We start from the raw sequence: 17286 nt of genomic DNA on the forward strand, positions 1-17286 counted from the left end.
CGGCCAAAAGGCAGCCGATCGGGATCAGGCAGCCTGCGGCTGCTGATCGAGATCTCCCATGACGATCAGCGCGCCGATCACCGTGCCACCCGCATCGCGCAGCGGTGACATGCGACAACGCACGTGCCGCGATCCGGCGCTGCCGGCCGAGCGCTCATAGGTGTAGTCGATCTGGCCACCGGCAAAACAGGTATCGAGCTTCTGCTTGGCGCATTCGGCAAACCGCTTCTCGCCGATGAATTCGGAAAGATGACGGCCGATCAGTTCCATCGGCTTTTTGTTGAGATAGGCGCTGTTGGCCGGATTGGAATAGAGGTATCGGTAATCCCTCGTCAGCACCGCCACCCGGTCCGGCATGCTGTCAAGGATCACCGCGTTGAGAAATTGGCCGTTATCGGTATCCGGTACGTAGGCCGGCGGCGGCGCGATGCGCACGTCCTGCGGCGAAGGCACGCGCCAGTCCGGCCCATGCGTCCCGAAATAACGGTCGAGCAGGAAGGAAAGCACGGTCGTGTGCTCGGTGACGCTGGCGCTGTCGTCGGCGTCCTGACCGATGAGATGCGTCACAAACTGCAGTTGCATGTAGACTTCGAGCAGGTTGACCGCCCGGTGAGCGAGGATCGCCTCGACCAGCGGCTCGACATGGCGGTCGAGCGCCGTGACGCGCTGGTCGTCGCCCAGGCGTATGGCGTCCTCGATTTGCGTACAGCGCAAGGAAAAAGCTCGAAAAAGCTCCAGCAAGACGCCTTCAACTCCCATTGTCCGAAGAGACGAGTCCGAAACCTGACCTGGCTACACCTCTAAAATGCGCCTTGTGGTAGACATTATTCGCGCTTTGGTGGTGACCGGTAGCATGAAGTGTACCTGGTTTCAATCCGAGGGCACCTGCCGCTTTTCACCGCTGATAAATGAGGGTGGACCTTTTCATCTCGAACGGGTTTCAGATTTCATGCCTCACGCCGCCCCAAAAGATCCGTTCTAAGGCGCGAGTGTCTGCTTGATTTGCCAGCGGTCGTGATACCACAGCCACTGTTCCGGATATTCCCGTACCCAGCTTTCCACCTTGTCGTTGAGCAGTTGAGCGGCCGCCGGCAGGTCGAGATTGCCTTTGGCGTCGCGCGGCATCTCCAGCCGCGGCTCGATTTCCAGCCGGTAGCGATTCCCCGGCAGCCGGATGCAGCGGGCCGGATAAACCTCGCAATCGAACTGACGCACCAGCTTCGGCAGCAGCGGATTGGTCTTCACATCGCGCCCGAAGAAGGTGCCCTTCAAGCCCTTGCCGAACTTCTGATCGACGAGCACGCCCACCCCCTGGCCCGCTTCCAGCTGGCGCGCGAGCGCGAAGGAGGAGCCGGCATGCGAGGGCACCAGCTTGCCCATGCGCGCGCTGCGGAAATCGAACACCTTCCTGGCGACATAGGGATTGTTCGGCGGCCGGAAGAGCACAGTCACAGTCATCCCGAAGGCAGCCGCCGCCACCGGCAGCAACTCGAAATTGGCGGTGTGGCCGGTGAAGACGATGAAAGGGCGCGGATTATCGCGCAGGTCGATAAAGGTCGGAATGCCCGACACCTCCACCCTGCCTGGTTCGGTTTGGTCAGGATCGAAGTCGAACAACTGGTCGAGGAAGACGTATTCGGCGGCGAGCCTGCCCATATTTCCCCAGCTGCTGAGTGCGATCTCCTCGATCTCGGCGTCGCTCTTCTCGGGGAAGGCGTTGCGCAGATTGACGAGCATCAGTCTATGGCGACGGGTCCGCCGGCCGAGACGACGCATCATCCGATCGGCGAATCGGATCGCCCCATCGGCCGGAAACAGCTTCAATATGTTCAGGAAGCCGAACATCGCCTGCGCTACCAGCCATTGCTGGAAATTCCTGAGCGCCAGAACGATCCGGGTGATGAAGAGCTTCACGTGGGGCTCAATCCATCTTCAGGATGATCTTGCCGAAGATCTGGCGCGATTCCATCCGCTCCAGCGCCCGGTCGATATCGTCGAAGCCGACTTCGGTATCGATGACGGGATGGACGAGCCCGCGGCCCATCTTCTGCATCGCATCCGCCATGTTCTCCATGCGGCAGCCGAAGGAGCCGAAGAGCTTCAATTGCTGCTGGAACAGCATCATCAGGTTCATCTCTGTCGAAACGCCCGAGGTCGAGCCGCAGGTGACGAGACGGCCGCCGCGCTTCATGCAAAGCATCGAGCCCGCCCAGGTATCCTTGCCGACATGTTCGAAGACGACGTCGACGCCCTTCTTCTTGGTAAGCTTGCGCACCACACCTTCGAAGCGGTCGGTGCGGTAATTGATGACGTGATCGGCGCCGAGCACCTTGGCCTTTTCGATCTTGTCGTCGGAACCGACCGTGGTGATGACGGTGCAGCCGATCTTCTTGGCAAGCTGGATTGCCGCCGTGCCGATGCCGGAGCCGCCGGCATGGACGAGGATCGTTTCACCGGGCTCGAGCTTGGCATTGTCGAACAGCATGTGTTCTACGGTCCCGAAAGTGACGGGCGCGAGTGCGGCGCCGATCGCATCCACACCGGGAGGTGCGGGCACCAGCAGACGCGCCGGCAGATTGACCTTCTCCTGCGCGAAACCATCGAGATGGAAGCCGTGCACGCCGGAGACATGTTCGCAGAGATTGTCGCGGCCTTCGCGGCACGGGCGGCAGAGGCCGCAGGTGCGCGCGCCATAGATCGAGACGAGCTGGCCCGGCAGGACGTTGGCGACACCCGGCCCGATCGCCTCGACGACGCCGGAGGCTTCCGCGCCGATCACCAGCGGCATCTTGCGCTTGGCAAACGCCATGCCGCGCCAGCCCCAGACGTCGATATGGTTGAGCGCCACGGCCTTGACGCGCAGCGTCACCTCGCCGGCGGCCGGCGCCTCCGGTTCCGGCAGGTCGGTGATCTCAAGCTTGCGGTCGTCGATCAGTTGCAAAGCGCGCATGGCAAAATCCCTCGCCTCGAAGGCGTTCGTCTTGTCTTGAAATTGTCGGGAACCGCTTAAGCCGGTTCGAGCGCCATGACAAGGCTGGCATTCTGCCCACCGAAGCCGAAGGAGTTGGAAAGCACGGCTGAAACCTGAGCATCCCGCTTCTTGTTCGGCACGACGTCGAGAACGATCGATGGATCGGGATTGGTATAGTTGATCGTCGGCGGCAGGGTGCCGGTCAGCATCGTCTGCAGCGAAAACACCGCCTCGACGGCGCCCGCCGCAGTCAACGTATGGCCGATCATCGACTTGTTCGACGAAACCGGAATGCCGACCAGCCGTTCACCGAAGACGGCGGACATCGCCCCATATTCCATCTTGTCGTTCTCAGGCGTCGAGGTGCCGTGCGCGTTGATGTAGCCGATGCCGCTCTCGTCGATGCCGGCATCGGCAAGGGCCGCGCGGATCGTCGCGATCGCCGGGCCGCCGTCCGGCGAGGACCGGGTGCGGTGGAAGCTGTCGGCCTTGTCGCCGGCGCCCTTCATGATGCCAAGCACCTTGGCGCCGCGGGCAACCGCCGATTCCAGCGATTCCAGTACCAGGGTCGCCGCACCTTCTGCGATGACGAAGCCGTCGCGATCCTTGCTGAACGGCTTGGAAGCCTTGGTCGGAGGATCGTTCTGCGTCGAAAGCGCCGACAGCAGTGAGAAGCGGATCAGCGCTTCGGCGCTCAGCGATCCGTCGGTCGCAACGGTCAGCGCCCGGGTCGTGCGGCCTTGGCGGATGGCTTCGATGCCGAGCTGGATCGCGGTGACGCCGGAGGCACAAGCCGTCGACAATGTCACGGGAAGACCGCGTGTGCCGAACCGGTCGGCAAGGCGCTCGGAAATCGCACCAAACAGTGCGGCTTCGTGGAAGGCAGGGTCAGGCCGCTGGCGCAGCGCCGTCAGGAAACGCTCATAGGCATCACCGGGATGATCGGAGGCCGGCGACCGGTCGGCAAGTTCGAAACGCGCGCTCCATTCCGGCTCGATCGGCGGGGCGGCGAGAAATAGCGGGCCGTTGAAATCGCCGGAAAGACCGGCATCGGCAAGTGCCTCGATCGTCGTTTCCCGGGCGAAGGCATAGGAGCGCTCGACGGCGTTCGGTACCGGAATGCCGATGAAATCGACCGTGCCGGCAATGCGCGTCGACAGCCCCTCGGTCGGGAAGCGGTTGATCTCGTGGATGCCCGAGGTGCCGGAGGAAAGGGCTGCCCAATTGTCCTTCAGCCCTTGGCCGAGCGAAGTGATGATGCCCATGCCGGTGACGGCGACGATCGGACGGCCGAGATGATCCCTGTAAGCGGAAGCTGTCATATCTCTCACTCCTCACGCATCTGCGGAAAGAACGGCGACGCCCTCGCCGCGCTGGTGGCCGACCGTAGTCACGACAGCGGCCGTGGCGCCTGCGTGCATCGGCGCCTCATGGGCGGCATCGAACGGCGGCACCTTGGCCTTGCCGTCGACCGCAAGGGCTGCAAGCGCCAGACCCAGGGTGAACTGCGTCTCGATCGTATGGCCGGTGACACCGCCGAAGCCGCGGATCGCAACGTCGGGCAATTGATGTTCGAGCACCGCCCGCTCGCGGGCGGCAAGATCGTGCATGCCGGTCGAGCCGGAAAAGATCGCCGTGCTTTCGGCGGCAAGCCCGGCGGCGGGCGCCAGCAGCCGCTCCAGCCGGACTTCGAAATTGCCGGCGCCGCGGTTGCCGCGGTCGCCCTCGACCGCATCGATGACGGCATAGATATGGGCGCCGCGGGCCTCCGCGTGCTGGCGCGATTCGAGCACCAGGAAGGCTCCGGCCGAACCGGTGATCATGCCGCCGCCGTCGCTGGGTCTGCGCGACCAGAGCGGCACCCAGTCGCCGCGCGCATGCGCGCCGATCGCCTCGGTGAGCAGGATCATGTCGGGACGCTCAGCCGCAAAGGCGCCACCAACAAGCGCATGCGAGGATTCGCCGGACTTGATGCGGTAGAAGGCGGTCTCTACGGCCGATATGCCGGCCGCTTCCTCGCCCATGAAGGTGCGCGACGAGCCGGTGACCTTGTGCACGATCGAAATATTGCCGGCGAGCAGGTTGGAAAGCTGGGCGAGGAACAGCGTCGGTCTGAGTTCCGTCGTCAGCTTCTCGTTCAAAAGCAGCTCGCGGTCGTTGCGCTTCAGCGCCTCGTCGACGATCAGCGTATCGACATTGATGTCGCGCTCGCCGCCGCCGGCTGCCACGATCATGTCCATCGTGCCGCAGGCCTCGATATCGTCCTTGAAGCCGGCATCGTCGAGCGCCAGCCCGGCGGCGAAGACGCCGATGCGCTGCCAGTTCTCCATCTGGCGCTGGTCGCCGCGCTTGGCAATCTGCTGCGACCAGTCGATCTCAGGCAGCGGATGCACCGGATAGGGCTTGAACTTCTCGGTTTCGACGATCGGCTTGGGCGTGCTCGCCGCCGAAAGCAGCGCGACATGCGCATCCTTGCCGACGCCCTGACAGGTGACGATGCCGATGCCTGTGATGACGACGTCGTTTGCAGCCTTGCTCATCCAATCACTCCCTGCGCCGCGATCGCTTCGAGAAGCCCGATCTCGCCGGCACGTTTCTTCACGATATCGCCGAGCGGCACCTCGGAAAACGGCATGGTGCGAAGCTTCAGCTGCGCATCGCACACCTTCTTGCCGCCGCTGGTGATTTTAGCCTTGGTGACCGCGAAACCGGAACCGTCGTGCTCGAGCGCCGCCTCGATGTCGAGCACAGCTTCCGGTTCGACGAAAGTGCGCATCTTGGCGCCGTCGACCGTCATCAGGAAAGGCATGGCGGCAAAATCGGTGACGGCAAGCACCAGCATGCCGGAGGCCTGCGCCATGGTCTCGATCAAGAGCACGCCGGGAACCAGCGGCATGCCGGGAAAATGCCCCTCGAAGACGGGGCTATTGGCCGGCACGACGGATCGCGCCTTAAGCACGCCCTTCGTCAGGTCCACCGCTTCGACGCGGTCAATCATCTGGAAATATTCCAGCAGCATTCGGATCCTCCGGCCCGACAGGCCAGATCCGCCCGCCGGTGACGACTACTTAGAGCAATTCCAGGAAAAGTGCGAAGCGGTTTTCCGTCCGGAAGTGCGAATCTGAACTGATCTAGGAACGAAACCGCCCGGCCGCCATATTCATGGCGGCAGGGCGTTCAAAAAAGACTGATATGTCGCTCAGGCCTTGGCTGCTTTGAGCTCGTCGATCTTGGCGCAGAGGTTCTTCAGCACGAAATATTCTTCGGTGGAAACCTTGCCCTCGTTGACTTCCTGCGTCCACTTTTCGAGCGGAATCTTGATGCCGAATTCCTTGTCGATCGCAAAGACGATGTCGAGGAAATCGAGGCTGTCGATACCGAGGTCGTCGATCGTATGGCTCTCCGGCGTGATCGTCGCGCGATCGATCTCGCTGGTTTCTGCAATAATGTCGGCAACTTTATCGAATGTAGCGGTCACGCGCTGTACCTCATGAAATGACGATTTAACCTCCTCATAGGCAAATCCATTTCAAAAGCCAATGCTTTCGTCCAGGCGTTGCGGCAATTTGCCGATTGGGTGTTGCCTAAACAGCAATGGAATGCAGACCTTTGCCGTCATCGGGGCGACAGGCGCCCCGCAACAGGAAGCCCGCTGCGGCGGCGGAGCGAACGAGCTGTCCGAATCAAAACCGCGCAGCGCCTCGCCTTTCGCAAGCGCCGCCTCCGGCAGGAACCGCAGACGCCGGCAGTTGATCTAGATCAAGTCGTGATCCGGGGAAATTGATAATGATCAAGCAACGCGGGAAGAAATCCGGATAGCCGAATCCGCGGTCGAGACGCAATCGCCGGGGAGATTCCGGCATGCCGGGTGCACTTGGATCAGGGATCAGGATATGGACGTCGCACACAGTGAGGTTCTCGAGCTTGGTATCCCCGTCGCCTGCCGGTCCTGCCAGGCGCGGCACGGTGTCGTCTGCGGCGCCTTGTCGAGCAGCCAGCTCCGTGAACTCGGACGCCACTCGCTGCGCCGCAAGATCGATGCAGGCTGCGAGATCGTCGCCCAAGGGTCGGAAAGCTCTTTCTATTCGAACATCATGCGCGGCGTGGTGAAGCTCTGCAAGGTGATGCCGGACGGGCGCCAGCAGATCGTCGGCCTGCAATTCGCCCCAGATTTCGTCGGCAGGCCTTTCCTGCGCGAAAGCACGCTGTCGGCCGAGGCTGCGACGGACGCCGAAATCTGCGTCTTCCCCCGCAACCTGCTCGACCGCATGATATCGGAGACGCCGGAATTGCAGCGCAGCCTGCACGATCAGGCGCTGAAGGAGCTGGATGCCGCGCGCGAATGGATGCTGACGCTCGGCCGGCGCACCGCCGAGGAGAAGGTCGCATGCCTGCTCCACCTCATTGCCACGCATGCCGAACCGCAAACGGCCACGAGCACCGCTTTCGACCTGCCGCTATCGCGCGCCGAGATCGCCGATTTCCTCGGGCTGACGATCGAGACCGTCAGCCGCCAGATGACCAGGCTGCGCAAGAGCGGCATTATCCGCATCGAGAACTTCCGGCATATCGTCGTGCCCGATATGGATGAGCTGGAAAAGAAAATCAGCGGGTGATGATGACGCGAGTATTGGCAAGACCGGCTTGACGCGTCAGCGAGAAGAACTGCGCCGCGTTGTCCGGATGCAGGCGGACGCAGCCATGCGAGGCCGGCCGACCCAGGCGCTTCAGGTCGAAGGTGGCGTGAACGGCATAACCGCCGTTGAAGAACACGGCATAGGGCATCGGCGCATTGTCGTATTTCTGAGAGCGGTGATCGCGCGACAGCCACTTGGCGCTCCACGAACCGGTCGGCGTGACATAGCCGTTGCGCGCGGTCGAAACCTTCCAGCGATACTTGACGAAGCCGTTCTCGGTGACGGTCATCGTCTGCTTGCCGATGCTGATATTGGCGACCAGCGTTGCCGCCTCGGCCGCAACGGGAGAAAACTGCAGCAATAAACTTGCGGCCGCGGCCGCCAAAATCGTCTTCATGATAATCCCTCCTCGGACCGGCGCAGTTTAGTTGCGCCGCCACGACAGAGAGACTACGGCAATACTTTCTATATAGCTTTAACCCGAATGGTAATCACAATTTTAACACGTTTAGGCCGGAAAGGCGCCGCAAGGCAGCGGGCCGCCTCACTGCAGCTTGCGCGCCGCGGAAGGCTGCTTGAGCTGACGGTAGGCCTTGTTCATCTTTTCGCGGATCGAGGCCATCGTGCCCAGATTATGACCGCAGGCGGCACAGGTGATGATGTCGGTCTCGCGGATCTCGGCACGTTCGAACTTCATCTTGGTGCTCTTGCACTTCGGGCAGGGTAATTCAACCTGAACTGTCATCGCCTTCTTTCCGGTCTGATGGAGATATGAGGCGGTTCAAATAAACGTTTGAGATGGGACTGTCCACCGAGACCTGGTTGCCTTATGGCACGCCCTTTCACTCCACCCGACGGATCACCCTACAAAAAACAAACAAACAACCCGAACGTCAAACCGGCGAGCACCATGCAGCTCGCATAAAACACCGACACGCCGTCTTCGATATCGCCTGATGTGGCGACGTCCCGACCGGCATCGTTGATCATCGGCTCGGTCACGAGGACCCCGCCATAGATCCGGGGACCGGCGAGCTGGACGTTGAGAGCACCCGCCATTGCCGCTTCCGGCCTGCCGGAATTCGGCGAACGGTGCAGGCCGCCGTCGCGCATCCCCACCCGGATCGCCTCGCGGCAGGGGCTGATGCCCCGCCGGATCCAGGCGCCGGCGGCAATCAGCAGGATGGAGAGCCGAGCGGCCGGCCAATTGGCGATATCGTCGAGCCGGGCGGCGGCCCAGCCGAAATCGATGTATTTCTCCGACCTGTGGCCGATCATCGAATCCGCCGTGTTCAGCATTTTGTAGGCAAGCAGTCCCGGCAGGCCGAAGACGGCATAGCAGAGCGCCGGCGCCACCACGCCGTCGGAGAAGTTTTCGGCAAGGCTTTCGATTGCCGCGCGGCAGACAGCCGGCTCATCGAGCGTTTCCGGATCGCGCCCGACGATGCGGGAAACAGCGGCTCGTCCGCCGGCAAGCCCGTGGTCGCGCAGAGCGGTCGCGACGGCCGCGACATGATCCGCAAGGCTCTTCTGCGCGAGGAAGATCGCCACGAGCCCGGCCTCCAGCACGATGCCGGCAAGGCCGAAGAGCGCGAAGAACCGGTCGAACACGAAGCCTGCGGCGATCGACAGCAGAAGCAGCGTCAGGATCGCGGCAACACCGTTCATCCGGCGTTGGGAGCCTGTAAGGCTCGAGGGATTGAGCTGCTGGTCGGCATAAGAGATCGCCGCGCCGAAGATGACGACGGGATGCGGCACGCGCGACCACAGCCATTGCGGATCGCCGGCGATCCGATCGAGCAGCAGCGCCAGAAGCAGCACGAGAAGGTTTTCGTCGATCGTCATCGCTCAAATCCCTGAAGGGCTTCGCCAAGCCGGCGGTCCGCCGCCGGATCGGGCGTCAAGCCGAAGCGCAGCCAATCCGGCGCATAATCAAACTTGCGGACGAGAATATGATGCTGGCACAGATGCGTGTAAATGTCGCCGGCTCTCGTATCGGCGACAAGGGTAAAAAGCGCCGTACCTCCCGCCTTCCGCAATCCGGTGCCGGACAGCACCGCGGAAAGGCCGGCACGACGATCATCGATGCGGCCGCGGATCAAAGACAGATCCGAACGCAGGAGCGAGCCGGCCAGGGACAACGCCGGCCCTGAGACCGCCCAAGGGCCGAGCCAGTTCTCGAAACGCTCCAGAATATCCCGGCGCGCAATGGCAAAGCCGAGCCGCAGGCCGGCAAGCCCGAAAAACTTGCCGAAGGAGCGGAAGATGATCAGGTTGGACAGTTCTTGCGCGCAGGCATCGAGGCTCAGCGCTGGATCGGTATCACCGAAGGCCTCATCGACGACGAGCAGCCCGCCGGCCGCCTTCATCCTGTCGTGCAGGGCAATCAGCGTTTCGGCCGGCCAGGCCCTGCCGTCCGGATTGTTCGGATTGACGACGACGGCCAGCCGATGCTCGGCCCGGATTGCGGCGACATCGCCGACCGCATCGACGGCAAAACCCGCCAAAGTAAAGGCGCGCGCATATTCCCCATAGGTCGGCGACACCACGGCAACTCTGTTGTCCGTCGCTGCGATTCTATCGTCCGTTACGGCAACCCCGTTATCCGCCACCGCGGCTTGCCTGTCCTGCAGAAGCAAGCGCGGCAGAAGCTGGATCACCGCTTGCGTACCGGGCACCGGCAGCGGCAGGATCTCGCCGCTGCGGTAATAGTCGCGCGCGGCAAACCTTGCCTCGTCGACGAGATGGCTGTCCGGCAGGCGGTGCCATGCCCTTGCCGGAATGTCCGGTAGGATCACGGGGCACGGATTGATGCCGGTCGAGAGATCGAGCCAGTCTTCCGGCCTGCCGCCGAAGGTAGCGGCGGCGGCGGTAATGCCGCCGCCATGGGCAATGGGCGCGCTCATGCAGCCGCTCCGGCAAGATCGATCAGGTGCATATAGGAGCCCGCCACCTGTCCGCGCCGCAGCCCGACAGCACCGAGATCGGTTCCCAGTGCATCCTGCGCTGTAAACAGCCGCTTTCCCTCCCCCTCGGAAACGACCGTGGAATAGTGGAATTCATGCGCCGCCATCGTCCGTGCGAAGAAAGCACCGTCGAGTGGCGTCACGCGCCGATAGCCGAGATGGCGCCGGCGCTCGGCATAGCTGGTGACAACAGGCAGCAGGCCGAGCATCTCATGCCGTTTCCCCCCCGCATCGATCAACCCATCGCCCAGCACCATGTAGCCGCCGCATTCGCCATAGATCCTGATGCCGCGCGCCGCCGCATCGAGCATGCCGGCGCGAAAATTCTGCACCTCGGTAAGCCGCCCGGCATGTAGCTCGGGATAACCACCCGGCAGATAGATCGCATCGGCATCTGCGGCCGGCGCCTCGTCGGCAAGCGGCGAGAAAAAGGAAATATTCGCGCCGCGCCGCCGCCAGCCGAGCAGCATATGCTCGTAGGAAAAGGCAAAGGCGACATCGCGCGCCACGGCGACGCGGGCGCCGATCGGCATCAGCCGATCGATATTGGCCGCCGACGGCCGGTTGAGGCCCTGTCTGGCGATACGCAGCAGGAATTCGAAATTGCATTCCTCGGAAACGGCGTCCGCCGCATGCTCGATGAAGTTTTCAAGGGTCGCATGTTCACCGGCCTGGACGAGGCCGAGATGGCGCTCCGGCAAGGCAAGCGCCTTGTCCGCTTCAATTACGGCGACGACGGGCATGCGGATAGCCTCGAGCGCTTTGCGCAGCATCGCCTCGTGCCGCTCGCTGCCGACCTTGTTGAGGATGACGCCGGCCACGCGGACATCGGCGCGGAAGCCGGCAAAACCTGATACCAGCGGCGCCACCGACTGCGACATGCGCGAGGCATCGACGACCAGCACCACGGAGAGGCCGAGCTGCGCGGCAAGATCGGCCGCGGTTCCCTTTCCGTCGGCCGCCCCGTCGAAAAGCCCCATCATCGCCTCGATCACGAGAATGCGGTCGCCGGAACGGTGAAGAGCGGCGTTGGCCGAGATCAGTTCGGGGCGCATCGCCCAAGGGTCGAAATTCAGGCAGGGCGCACCGCTTGCGGCCGCATGGAAGGCGGGGTCGATGTAATCGGGGCCGGCCTTGCCGGGCGCGACCGCGATGCCGCGCCGGCGAAGCGCCCTGAGCAATCCGAGCGTCACCGTCGTCTTGCCGGCGCCGGAGGATGGCGCTGCGATCAGCAGGCCGCTCATATCAGCACCTTGCCGGAGCGGCGGAACGGATCGGGCTGCAGCCGGCGGCCCGCCAGTGCGCCAAGCCAGTCGAGCGAGGCCCGCAGCCGCACCACCTCGCCGACGACGACCACCGCCGGCGGTTCAAACCCGGAGGTGGCGACTGCCGCGGGCGCCTCGCCAAGCGTCGTTTCCAGCACCTTTTGCCGGCCGGTGGCGGCATTGCAGACGAAGGCGACGGGTTCGCTCGGCGGTCGGCCGGCAGCGATCAGCCGGGCGCTGATCTCGGCGATATGTTTCATCGCCATATACATGACGATGACGGGCGAGCCCTGGCCGATCGCCTCCCAATTGATCCTGTCGGGCACGATGCCGGAGGAATCGTGCCCGGTGAGGAAGGTGACGGCGTGGTTGATGTCACGATGCGTCACCGGGATGCCGGCATAGGCAAGCCCGCCGATGCCGGCGGTGATGCCCGGCACGATGCGGAAGGGGATATTGTGCTCGACCAGCGTCAGCGCTTCTTCGCCGCCGCGCCCGAAGACGAAGGGATCACCGCCCTTCAGCCGCAGCACCCGCTTGCCGGCGCGCGCCAATTCCACCAGCCGCAGCGAAATGTCGCGCTGTTTCGCCGAAGGCTTGCCGCCGCGTTTTCCCGCATATTCGAGCTCCGCGCCGGGGTGTGCGAGCTTCAGACAGTCCTCATTGACAAGCGCATCATGGACGATCACGTCCGCTTCGGCGAGCCCTTTGGCAGCCAGGAGCGTCAGCAGGCCCGGATCACCCGGACCAGCCCCGACGAGCCAGACGCTGCCGGGCTCCAGCGCCGGCAGATGTGAAAGTTGATTGGTCAACATTTTGTTGATCTAGGCCCAGCAAGGGGCAAGGTCAACGCCGCCTGCACCGTCTCACTCGAAGTTGCTGAGATCAAGATGACTCACTTTGCAAACAAGCGGATTCGATCTTGCAGAAAAGCGGCGCAACAATATGAATACATTGTAATATTACCGAAATGTCCGCCACCTGCCAGCGTCCCTCATTTTGTCGCAAGCCTCGCTGCATACCGACCGGCTGCGGATGCACGGGACAAGCCCGGGCATGACGTAAGAGGGTTTTGGCCGACTGTGTCATCAGTCTGTGGCCGGCCGCAATGCAGCCGGCCTTCACGTCATTCAAGCCGTCAGCAGCGTATCGCGGATCAGCTTCAGGACTTTTTCCGATTCGATCCCGGTCGCGACGATCTGGCTCGGCAGACCATCCCAGTCACCAGGCGGGAAACGGCGGTTATCCGGCTTGACGACCGTCTGACCATCGGCAATGCCGCCGCAGACGACGCGCACCGCGCCCGTGATCGTGGTGAAAAGCTCCGGCGCCACGACATAGACCGAGGCGCAGCTATCATGCACCATCATGCCGTCCTCGACCGCATGCCTGTAGAAGTCGATGTAGGACTGCGACAGCGCGTCGAGCAGCTTCACCGCCCCGTCCCCCCTGGCCGCCATCTCGCCGAGATAGCTGCGGCTCATCGTGGTGATCGAGGTGACGTCGAGGCCGATGACAACCACCTTCCAGGGCGCGGTCATGACGATGTCGGCAGCCTCGGGATCGCCGTGGATATTGGCTTCGGCAACTGGCGAGACATTGCCTGGCACGTAGAAATTGCCGCCCATGATGACGACGTCCTTGACCAGGCTCGCAATCTCCGGATCTTCCTTCAGCGCTCTTGCCAGATTGGTCATTCGCCCGACGGCCACCAGCCTGATTTCGCCGGGGTTGGCGCGCACGGTATCGATGATGAAGCGATGCGCCGGGCGCGGATCGAGCGGCAGGTCGATCGTCTCGGGCACGTCGATATCGCCGAGGCCGTTCTCGCCATGCACCATGGCCGGCCATTCCCGCTCGGCGCGCGCGGGATCGATGGTAACGCTGGCACCCTTGGCGACGGGTGCAGGAATATTCCATTCGCGCTTGAGGAAGAGCGCATTGCGCGTCGTCGTCTCGACCGAGGCATTGCCGAAAACGGTGGTGATGCCGATCAGATCGATTTCGGGATGGCGGTGCAGGAAAAGAAGCGCCATGGCGTCGTCGACGCCCGGGTCCGTGTCATAAATGACCTTGTGCATTGGTAACCTCATAAAGCAATTCCAGCAAAACTGCCCGAGCGGTTTGCGCCCGGAATTGCGTTGAAACAAAGATGTGATTCGCGGAGCTGCCGGACGGCATCGCGACGTGCCGCCACCATAACGCCCGTTAGGCTTTCTGCAACCCGATGCGGGCAATCGCCGCCGTCGCATGCGCGGATTTGATCTTGCCGAGCAGCAGTTCCGCGTCCGCGCCGATGGCTGCGAGCGCCGCCGATTCCGCCACGCCGTGACAGCCGACGCGGGCAAAAACGAGTGCGGACGGATTTTTCAGCCGCGGTGTTTCCTCTTCCAGCCTCGACGCATCGAAGAACACCGCCGGTACGGCAAAATGGCTGGCAACGGCAAGGATCGCCGACTCCTGCCTGCGGCTGTCGATGGAAGCAATGGCCGCGAGCTGCGCCCCACCGATGCCGGCTGCTCTCAAGGCCTCGACGGCAAGCGCCAGCACCTCCGCAGGCGGCGTCCCGCGCTCGCAGCCGAGCCCGAGCACATGGCGCCTTGCCGTATCGAAGGGAATCTCGCTCATAGAAGCCGTCGAATGCGCCCCACTGTGTCCGTGCAGCCATTGCAGCTTGGGGCGGCAAATGCAACAACGTCACCAGAACGCTCCTGCCCTGGAATAGCATCTTGCCTGACATTGCCCTCCATCTGCTTCTGCTCCTCTGCGCGGCGGCCTTCTTTGCCGGTTTCGTCGACGCCATTGCCGGTGGCGGCGGCCTGATCACCGTTCCCGCCATGCTGATCGCCGGCATTCCACCGCTGCAGACGCTCGGCACCAACAAGGTGCAGTCGATCTTCGGCGCCGCCTCGGCAACGCTCGCCTATGCCCGCAAGGGCCACGTGCAGCTTCAGGAACAGCTGCCGATGGCGCTGATGGCCGTCATGGGCGGAGCGCTCGGCGCAGCACTCGCCACGATCGTGCCAGGAGCCGTGCTGCAGGCGATCATGCCGGTGCTGCTGCTCGCAATCGCGATCTTCTTCGCCGTCAAGCCGAACCTGGACGATCTCGACAAGCACCGGCTCATCACGCCTTTCGCCTTCGGTCTGACGCTGGTCCCGGCTATCGGCTTCTATGACGGCGTCTTCGGCCCCGGCACCGGCTCCTTCTTCATGCTCGGCTTCGTCACCCTCGCCGGCTTCGGCGTGCTGAAGGCTACCGCGCACACCAAGCTGCTCAATTTCGGCTCGAACCTCGGGGCGCTCATCGTCTTCGCGAGCTTCGGCGCGATCCTCTGGAAGATCGGCCTGTTGATGGGGATCTGCCAGTTCCTCGGCGCACAGCTGGGTTCACGGCTCGCGATGCGCATCGGCGCCAAGCTCATCAAGCCGCTGCTCGTCATCGTCTGTGTCGCCCTTGCGGTCAAGCTGCTCGCCGATCCGGCAAATCCGCTGCGTGTCTGGCTCGGCATCTGAGCGAGCGCGCGGCCGCCTTCATTACCTCAGGCGTAATTGATAGGGTGCACCACCTTCCCGCATGATCGCGCTGCCTGGAACTGACGGGCGATCAAAAGGAGATGACCCGATGAATGACGCAAACAGCAACGCAGAACGCTACCTCGTCATCTGGAACGAGACGGATGCCGCCCGCCGCCGCGCTCTCATCGCCCAGAGCTGGTCGGAAGCGGCAACCTATATCGATCCGCTGATGCGCGGAGAAGGTCACGAACAGATCAATTCGCTGGTCGAAGCCGTGCAAAGCCGCTTCCCCGGCTTCCGCTTCGAGCTGATCGGCGTGGCCGACGGCTATGGCGACAATCTGCGCTTTTCCTGGGGGCTCGGCCCTGAAAATGGCGAAGCGCTGATCAAGGGCACGGATTTCGCCGAACTCGAGGGCGGCAAGCTGAAATCCGTCCGCGGCTTCATCGACCAATTGCCGGAAGCCGCCTGATGACGCCGACCGCCCGCTCTCTCGGCGATCATCTGCGTGAATGGCGCCAGCGCCGCCGCATGAGCCAGCTGGATCTGGCGCTGGAGGCCGAGATCTCGCAGCGGCATCTGAGCTTCATCGAGAGCGGGCGCTCGACACCGAGCCGCGACATGCTGCTGCATCTTGCAGAACGCCTCGGCGTGCCCCTCCGCGACCGCAACCCGCTGCTGCTGGCGGCGGGTTTCGCCCCTGTCTTTGCCGAACGCAAGCTTGATGACCCTGCCCTTCAGGCGGCGCGGCGCGCCGTCGATATGGTGCTCAAGGGCCATGAGCCCTTTCCGGCGCTGGCCATCGACCGCCACTGGACCCTGGTCGCCGCCAACGCTGCGATCGCCCCCTTGCTCTCAGGCGTTGGCGATCAGTCGCTGCTTGCGCCGCCCGTCAACGTGCTCCGCCTCAGCCTGCATCCGCAGGGATTGGCGTCCCACATTGCCAACCACGCTGAATGGCGCGCCCACCTCCTCGACAGGCTGCGCCAACAGATATCGGCCTCGGGCGATCCTGTCCTGGAAAAGCTGTTGAAGGAGTTGCGGTCCTATCCAGCGCCGGAACGGGCCGGCGAAGTCCATGCCGACCACGCCGGCATCGCAGTTCCCTTCCGGCTTGCGACCAAGGCCGGCTTGCTTTCCCTGATCTCGACAACGACGGTCTTCGGCACGCCCGTCGATATCACCCTGTCGGAACTCGCAGTCGAATCCTTCTTCCCGGCGGACGAAGAAACGGCCGCCATCCTGCGCAGCCTCGCACTCAACTGAGTGGTTCAGAACTCCACGCCCGGCTGGCCCTTGATGCCGGAGCGGAAGGGATGTTTGATGAGTTCCATCTCGGTGACCAGATCGGCGATCTCGATGAGTTCTTCCTTGGCGTTGCGGCCGGTCAGCACGACATGCGTCATGGGAGGCTTCTCGCTCTTCAGGAAGGCGACGACCTCATTGATGTCGAGATAGTCGTAGCGCAGGGCGATGTTGATCTCATCGAGCAGCACCATGGAATTGCGCTCGTCACGGATCAGCTCCTTGGCCTTTTCCCAGGCGGCCGAAGCTGCGGCGACGTCGCGGGCGCGGTCCTGCGTTTCCCAGGTGAAACCCTCGCCCATGGTATGGAACTGGCAGAGATCGGAGAAATGCTTCTCGATCAGGTCGCGTTCGCCAGTCCACATCGCGCCCTTGATGAATTGCACGACGGCGGACGGTTTGCCGTGGGCGATATGACGGAAGATCATGCCGAAGGCCGAAGACGACTTGCCCTTGCCTTTGCCGGTATGGACGATGATCAGGCCCTTGCCGTCGGTCTTGGTCGCCATGATCTTGTCGCGCGCGGCCTTCTTCTTCGCCATCTTCTCGGCGTGGCGTGCATCGTCCTTGCCGCCCGTTTCGTTGTCCGGGGTCTCGTCGCTCATCAGTTCACCTCATTGCGTT

The 17286-nt window shown here is 63.1% G+C and carries 20 protein-coding genes; 4 read left to right on the forward strand and 16 right to left on the reverse strand.

Going from position 1 to position 17286, the window contains the following annotated elements; genetic code table 11:
• Positions 1-24 precede the first annotated feature (24 nt).
• The 7 genes from GGD57_RS02900 to GGD57_RS02930 form a co-directional block, all read right to left on the reverse strand.
• On the reverse strand, positions 25-741 hold the full coding sequence (locus GGD57_RS02900) for a PAS domain-containing protein (RefSeq protein WP_184466669.1): 717 nt from the start codon (positions 739-741) through the stop codon (positions 25-27).
• A 237-nt stretch (positions 742-978) separates the two neighbouring features.
• A complete protein-coding gene (locus GGD57_RS02905; RefSeq protein ID WP_184466671.1) occupies positions 979-1914 on the reverse strand; it encodes a lipid A biosynthesis lauroyl acyltransferase in 936 nt (311 codons plus the stop codon).
• Between the two features lie 7 nt (positions 1915-1921).
• Positions 1922-2950, reverse strand: coding sequence for a zinc-binding dehydrogenase (locus tag GGD57_RS02910; RefSeq protein WP_184466673.1), 1029 nt, complete (start codon positions 2948-2950; stop codon positions 1922-1924).
• 56 nt (positions 2951-3006) lie between these two features.
• Positions 3007-4293: a beta-ketoacyl-ACP synthase gene (locus tag GGD57_RS02915; RefSeq protein WP_184466675.1), complete on the reverse strand. Its 1287-nt coding sequence runs from the start codon at positions 4291-4293 to the stop codon at positions 3007-3009.
• Positions 4294-4305: 12 nt separating this feature from the next.
• Positions 4306-5511 carry a beta-ketoacyl-ACP synthase gene (locus tag GGD57_RS02920; protein WP_184466677.1) on the reverse strand — a complete coding sequence of 402 codons (1206 nt, stop codon included), beginning with the start codon at positions 5509-5511 and terminating at the stop codon, positions 4306-4308.
• A complete protein-coding gene (locus GGD57_RS02925) occupies positions 5508-5990 on the reverse strand; it encodes a 3-hydroxyacyl-ACP dehydratase FabZ family protein (RefSeq protein WP_184466679.1) in 483 nt (160 codons plus the stop codon). Before GGD57_RS02925 ends, GGD57_RS02920 begins: the two co-directional genes overlap by 4 nt.
• A gap of 180 nt (positions 5991-6170) precedes the next feature.
• Complete coding sequence (locus tag GGD57_RS02930; RefSeq protein WP_003540486.1) at positions 6171-6449, reverse strand: acyl carrier protein; 279 nt, start codon at positions 6447-6449, stop codon at positions 6171-6173.
• Positions 6450-6864: 415 nt separating this feature from the next.
• On the opposite strand from GGD57_RS02930, the gene GGD57_RS02935 reads away from it, so the two are divergent.
• The gene (locus GGD57_RS02935) at positions 6865-7587 is read left to right on the forward strand and encodes a Crp/Fnr family transcriptional regulator (RefSeq protein ID WP_184466681.1); all 723 of its coding nucleotides are present in this window, start codon (positions 6865-6867) and stop codon (positions 7585-7587) included.
• Here GGD57_RS02935 and GGD57_RS02940 read toward each other — a convergent pair.
• The 8 genes from GGD57_RS02940 to GGD57_RS02975 all read right to left on the reverse strand — a co-directional run bounded on the left by GGD57_RS02940 (position 7577) and on the right by GGD57_RS02975 (position 14467).
• Positions 7577-8005 carry a L,D-transpeptidase gene (locus GGD57_RS02940; RefSeq protein WP_184466683.1) on the reverse strand — a complete coding sequence of 143 codons (429 nt, stop codon included), beginning with the start codon at positions 8003-8005 and terminating at the stop codon, positions 7577-7579. The two genes, GGD57_RS02935 and GGD57_RS02940, sit on opposite strands and share 11 nt — an antisense overlap.
• Positions 8006-8152: 147 nt before the next feature.
• Complete coding sequence (locus GGD57_RS02945) at positions 8153-8353, reverse strand: ECs_2282 family putative zinc-binding protein (RefSeq protein WP_003579852.1); 201 nt, start codon at positions 8351-8353, stop codon at positions 8153-8155.
• A gap of 119 nt (positions 8354-8472) precedes the next feature.
• Positions 8473-9453, reverse strand: coding sequence for an adenosylcobinamide-phosphate synthase CbiB (gene cbiB / locus GGD57_RS02950; protein ID WP_184466685.1), 981 nt, complete (start codon positions 9451-9453; stop codon positions 8473-8475).
• Positions 9450-10514 carry a threonine-phosphate decarboxylase gene (locus GGD57_RS02955; protein WP_184466687.1) on the reverse strand — a complete coding sequence of 355 codons (1065 nt, stop codon included), beginning with the start codon at positions 10512-10514 and terminating at the stop codon, positions 9450-9452. The genes cbiB and GGD57_RS02955 overlap by 4 nt, the downstream gene beginning before the upstream one ends.
• Complete coding sequence (locus GGD57_RS02960; protein ID WP_184466689.1) at positions 10511-11818, reverse strand: cobyrinate a,c-diamide synthase; 1308 nt, start codon at positions 11816-11818, stop codon at positions 10511-10513. Before GGD57_RS02960 ends, GGD57_RS02955 begins: the two co-directional genes overlap by 4 nt.
• A complete protein-coding gene (gene cobA, locus GGD57_RS02965; RefSeq protein ID WP_085737533.1) occupies positions 11815-12654 on the reverse strand; it encodes a uroporphyrinogen-III C-methyltransferase in 840 nt (279 codons plus the stop codon). The genes GGD57_RS02960 and cobA overlap by 4 nt, the downstream gene beginning before the upstream one ends.
• A gap of 315 nt (positions 12655-12969) precedes the next feature.
• A complete protein-coding gene (locus GGD57_RS02970) occupies positions 12970-13920 on the reverse strand; it encodes a nucleoside hydrolase (RefSeq protein ID WP_184466691.1) in 951 nt (316 codons plus the stop codon).
• A 127-nt stretch (positions 13921-14047) separates the two neighbouring features.
• Positions 14048-14467 (reverse strand): cobalamin biosynthesis protein, encoded by a 420-nt coding sequence (locus GGD57_RS02975; RefSeq protein WP_184466693.1) that lies wholly within the window; start codon positions 14465-14467, stop codon positions 14048-14050.
• A gap of 101 nt (positions 14468-14568) precedes the next feature.
• Between GGD57_RS02975 and GGD57_RS02980 the strand changes: the two genes are divergently transcribed.
• From GGD57_RS02980 to GGD57_RS02990, 3 genes are all read left to right on the forward strand, one after another.
• Complete coding sequence (locus GGD57_RS02980; protein WP_184466695.1) at positions 14569-15354, forward strand: TSUP family transporter; 786 nt, start codon at positions 14569-14571, stop codon at positions 15352-15354.
• A 109-nt stretch (positions 15355-15463) separates the two neighbouring features.
• Entirely contained in the window at positions 15464-15829 is a 366-nt protein-coding gene (locus GGD57_RS02985) for a nuclear transport factor 2 family protein (protein WP_246713531.1), read from the forward strand.
• On the forward strand, positions 15829-16623 hold the full coding sequence (locus GGD57_RS02990; RefSeq protein WP_184466700.1) for a helix-turn-helix domain-containing protein: 795 nt from the start codon (positions 15829-15831) through the stop codon (positions 16621-16623). Before GGD57_RS02985 ends, GGD57_RS02990 begins: the two co-directional genes overlap by 1 nt.
• A 5-nt stretch (positions 16624-16628) precedes the next feature.
• On the opposite strand, the gene cobO is transcribed toward GGD57_RS02990, so the two are convergent.
• Entirely contained in the window at positions 16629-17267 is a 639-nt protein-coding gene (gene cobO / locus GGD57_RS02995; protein WP_184466702.1) for a cob(I)yrinic acid a,c-diamide adenosyltransferase, read from the reverse strand.
• Between the last annotated feature and the right edge of the window lie 19 nt (positions 17268-17286).

The sequence above is a fragment of the Rhizobium esperanzae genome, assembly GCF_014197615.1.
Lineage (GTDB): Bacteria > Pseudomonadota > Alphaproteobacteria > Rhizobiales > Rhizobiaceae > Rhizobium > Rhizobium esperanzae_A.

What these genes read in the sequence shown, in the direction of transcription:
- GGD57_RS02910 (WP_184466673.1), bottom strand. Translation starts at nt 2,950, where the DNA reads ATGCGCGCTTTGCAACTGATCGACGACCGCAAGCTTGAGATCACCGAC.
- GGD57_RS02915 (WP_184466675.1), bottom strand. Translation starts at nt 4,293, where the DNA reads ATGACAGCTTCCGCTTACAGGGATCATCTCGGCCGTCCGATCGTCGCC.
- GGD57_RS02920 (WP_184466677.1), bottom strand. Translation starts at nt 5,511, where the DNA reads ATGAGCAAGGCTGCAAACGACGTCGTCATCACAGGCATCGGCATCGTC.
- GGD57_RS02925 (WP_184466679.1), bottom strand. Translation starts at nt 5,990, where the DNA reads ATGCTGCTGGAATATTTCCAGATGATTGACCGCGTCGAAGCGGTGGAC.
- GGD57_RS02935 (WP_184466681.1), top strand. Translation starts at nt 6,865, where the DNA reads ATGGACGTCGCACACAGTGAGGTTCTCGAGCTTGGTATCCCCGTCGCC.
- GGD57_RS02940 (WP_184466683.1), bottom strand. Translation starts at nt 8,005, where the DNA reads ATGAAGACGATTTTGGCGGCCGCGGCCGCAAGTTTATTGCTGCAGTTT.
- GGD57_RS02945 (WP_003579852.1), bottom strand. Translation starts at nt 8,353, where the DNA reads ATGACAGTTCAGGTTGAATTACCCTGCCCGAAGTGCAAGAGCACCAAG.
- cbiB (WP_184466685.1), bottom strand. Translation starts at nt 9,453, where the DNA reads ATGACGATCGACGAAAACCTTCTCGTGCTGCTTCTGGCGCTGCTGCTC.
- GGD57_RS02955 (WP_184466687.1), bottom strand. Translation starts at nt 10,514, where the DNA reads ATGAGCGCGCCCATTGCCCATGGCGGCGGCATTACCGCCGCCGCCGCT.
- GGD57_RS02960 (WP_184466689.1), bottom strand. Translation starts at nt 11,818, where the DNA reads ATGAGCGGCCTGCTGATCGCAGCGCCATCCTCCGGCGCCGGCAAGACG.
- cobA (WP_085737533.1), bottom strand. Translation starts at nt 12,654, where the DNA reads ATGTTGACCAATCAACTTTCACATCTGCCGGCGCTGGAGCCCGGCAGC.
- GGD57_RS02970 (WP_184466691.1), bottom strand. Translation starts at nt 13,920, where the DNA reads ATGCACAAGGTCATTTATGACACGGACCCGGGCGTCGACGACGCCATG.
- GGD57_RS02975 (WP_184466693.1), bottom strand. Translation starts at nt 14,467, where the DNA reads ATGAGCGAGATTCCCTTCGATACGGCAAGGCGCCATGTGCTCGGGCTC.
- GGD57_RS02985 (WP_246713531.1), top strand. Translation starts at nt 15,464, where the DNA reads ATGAATGACGCAAACAGCAACGCAGAACGCTACCTCGTCATCTGGAAC.
- GGD57_RS02990 (WP_184466700.1), top strand. Translation starts at nt 15,829, where the DNA reads ATGACGCCGACCGCCCGCTCTCTCGGCGATCATCTGCGTGAATGGCGC.
- cobO (WP_184466702.1), bottom strand. Translation starts at nt 17,267, where the DNA reads ATGAGCGACGAGACCCCGGACAACGAAACGGGCGGCAAGGACGATGCA.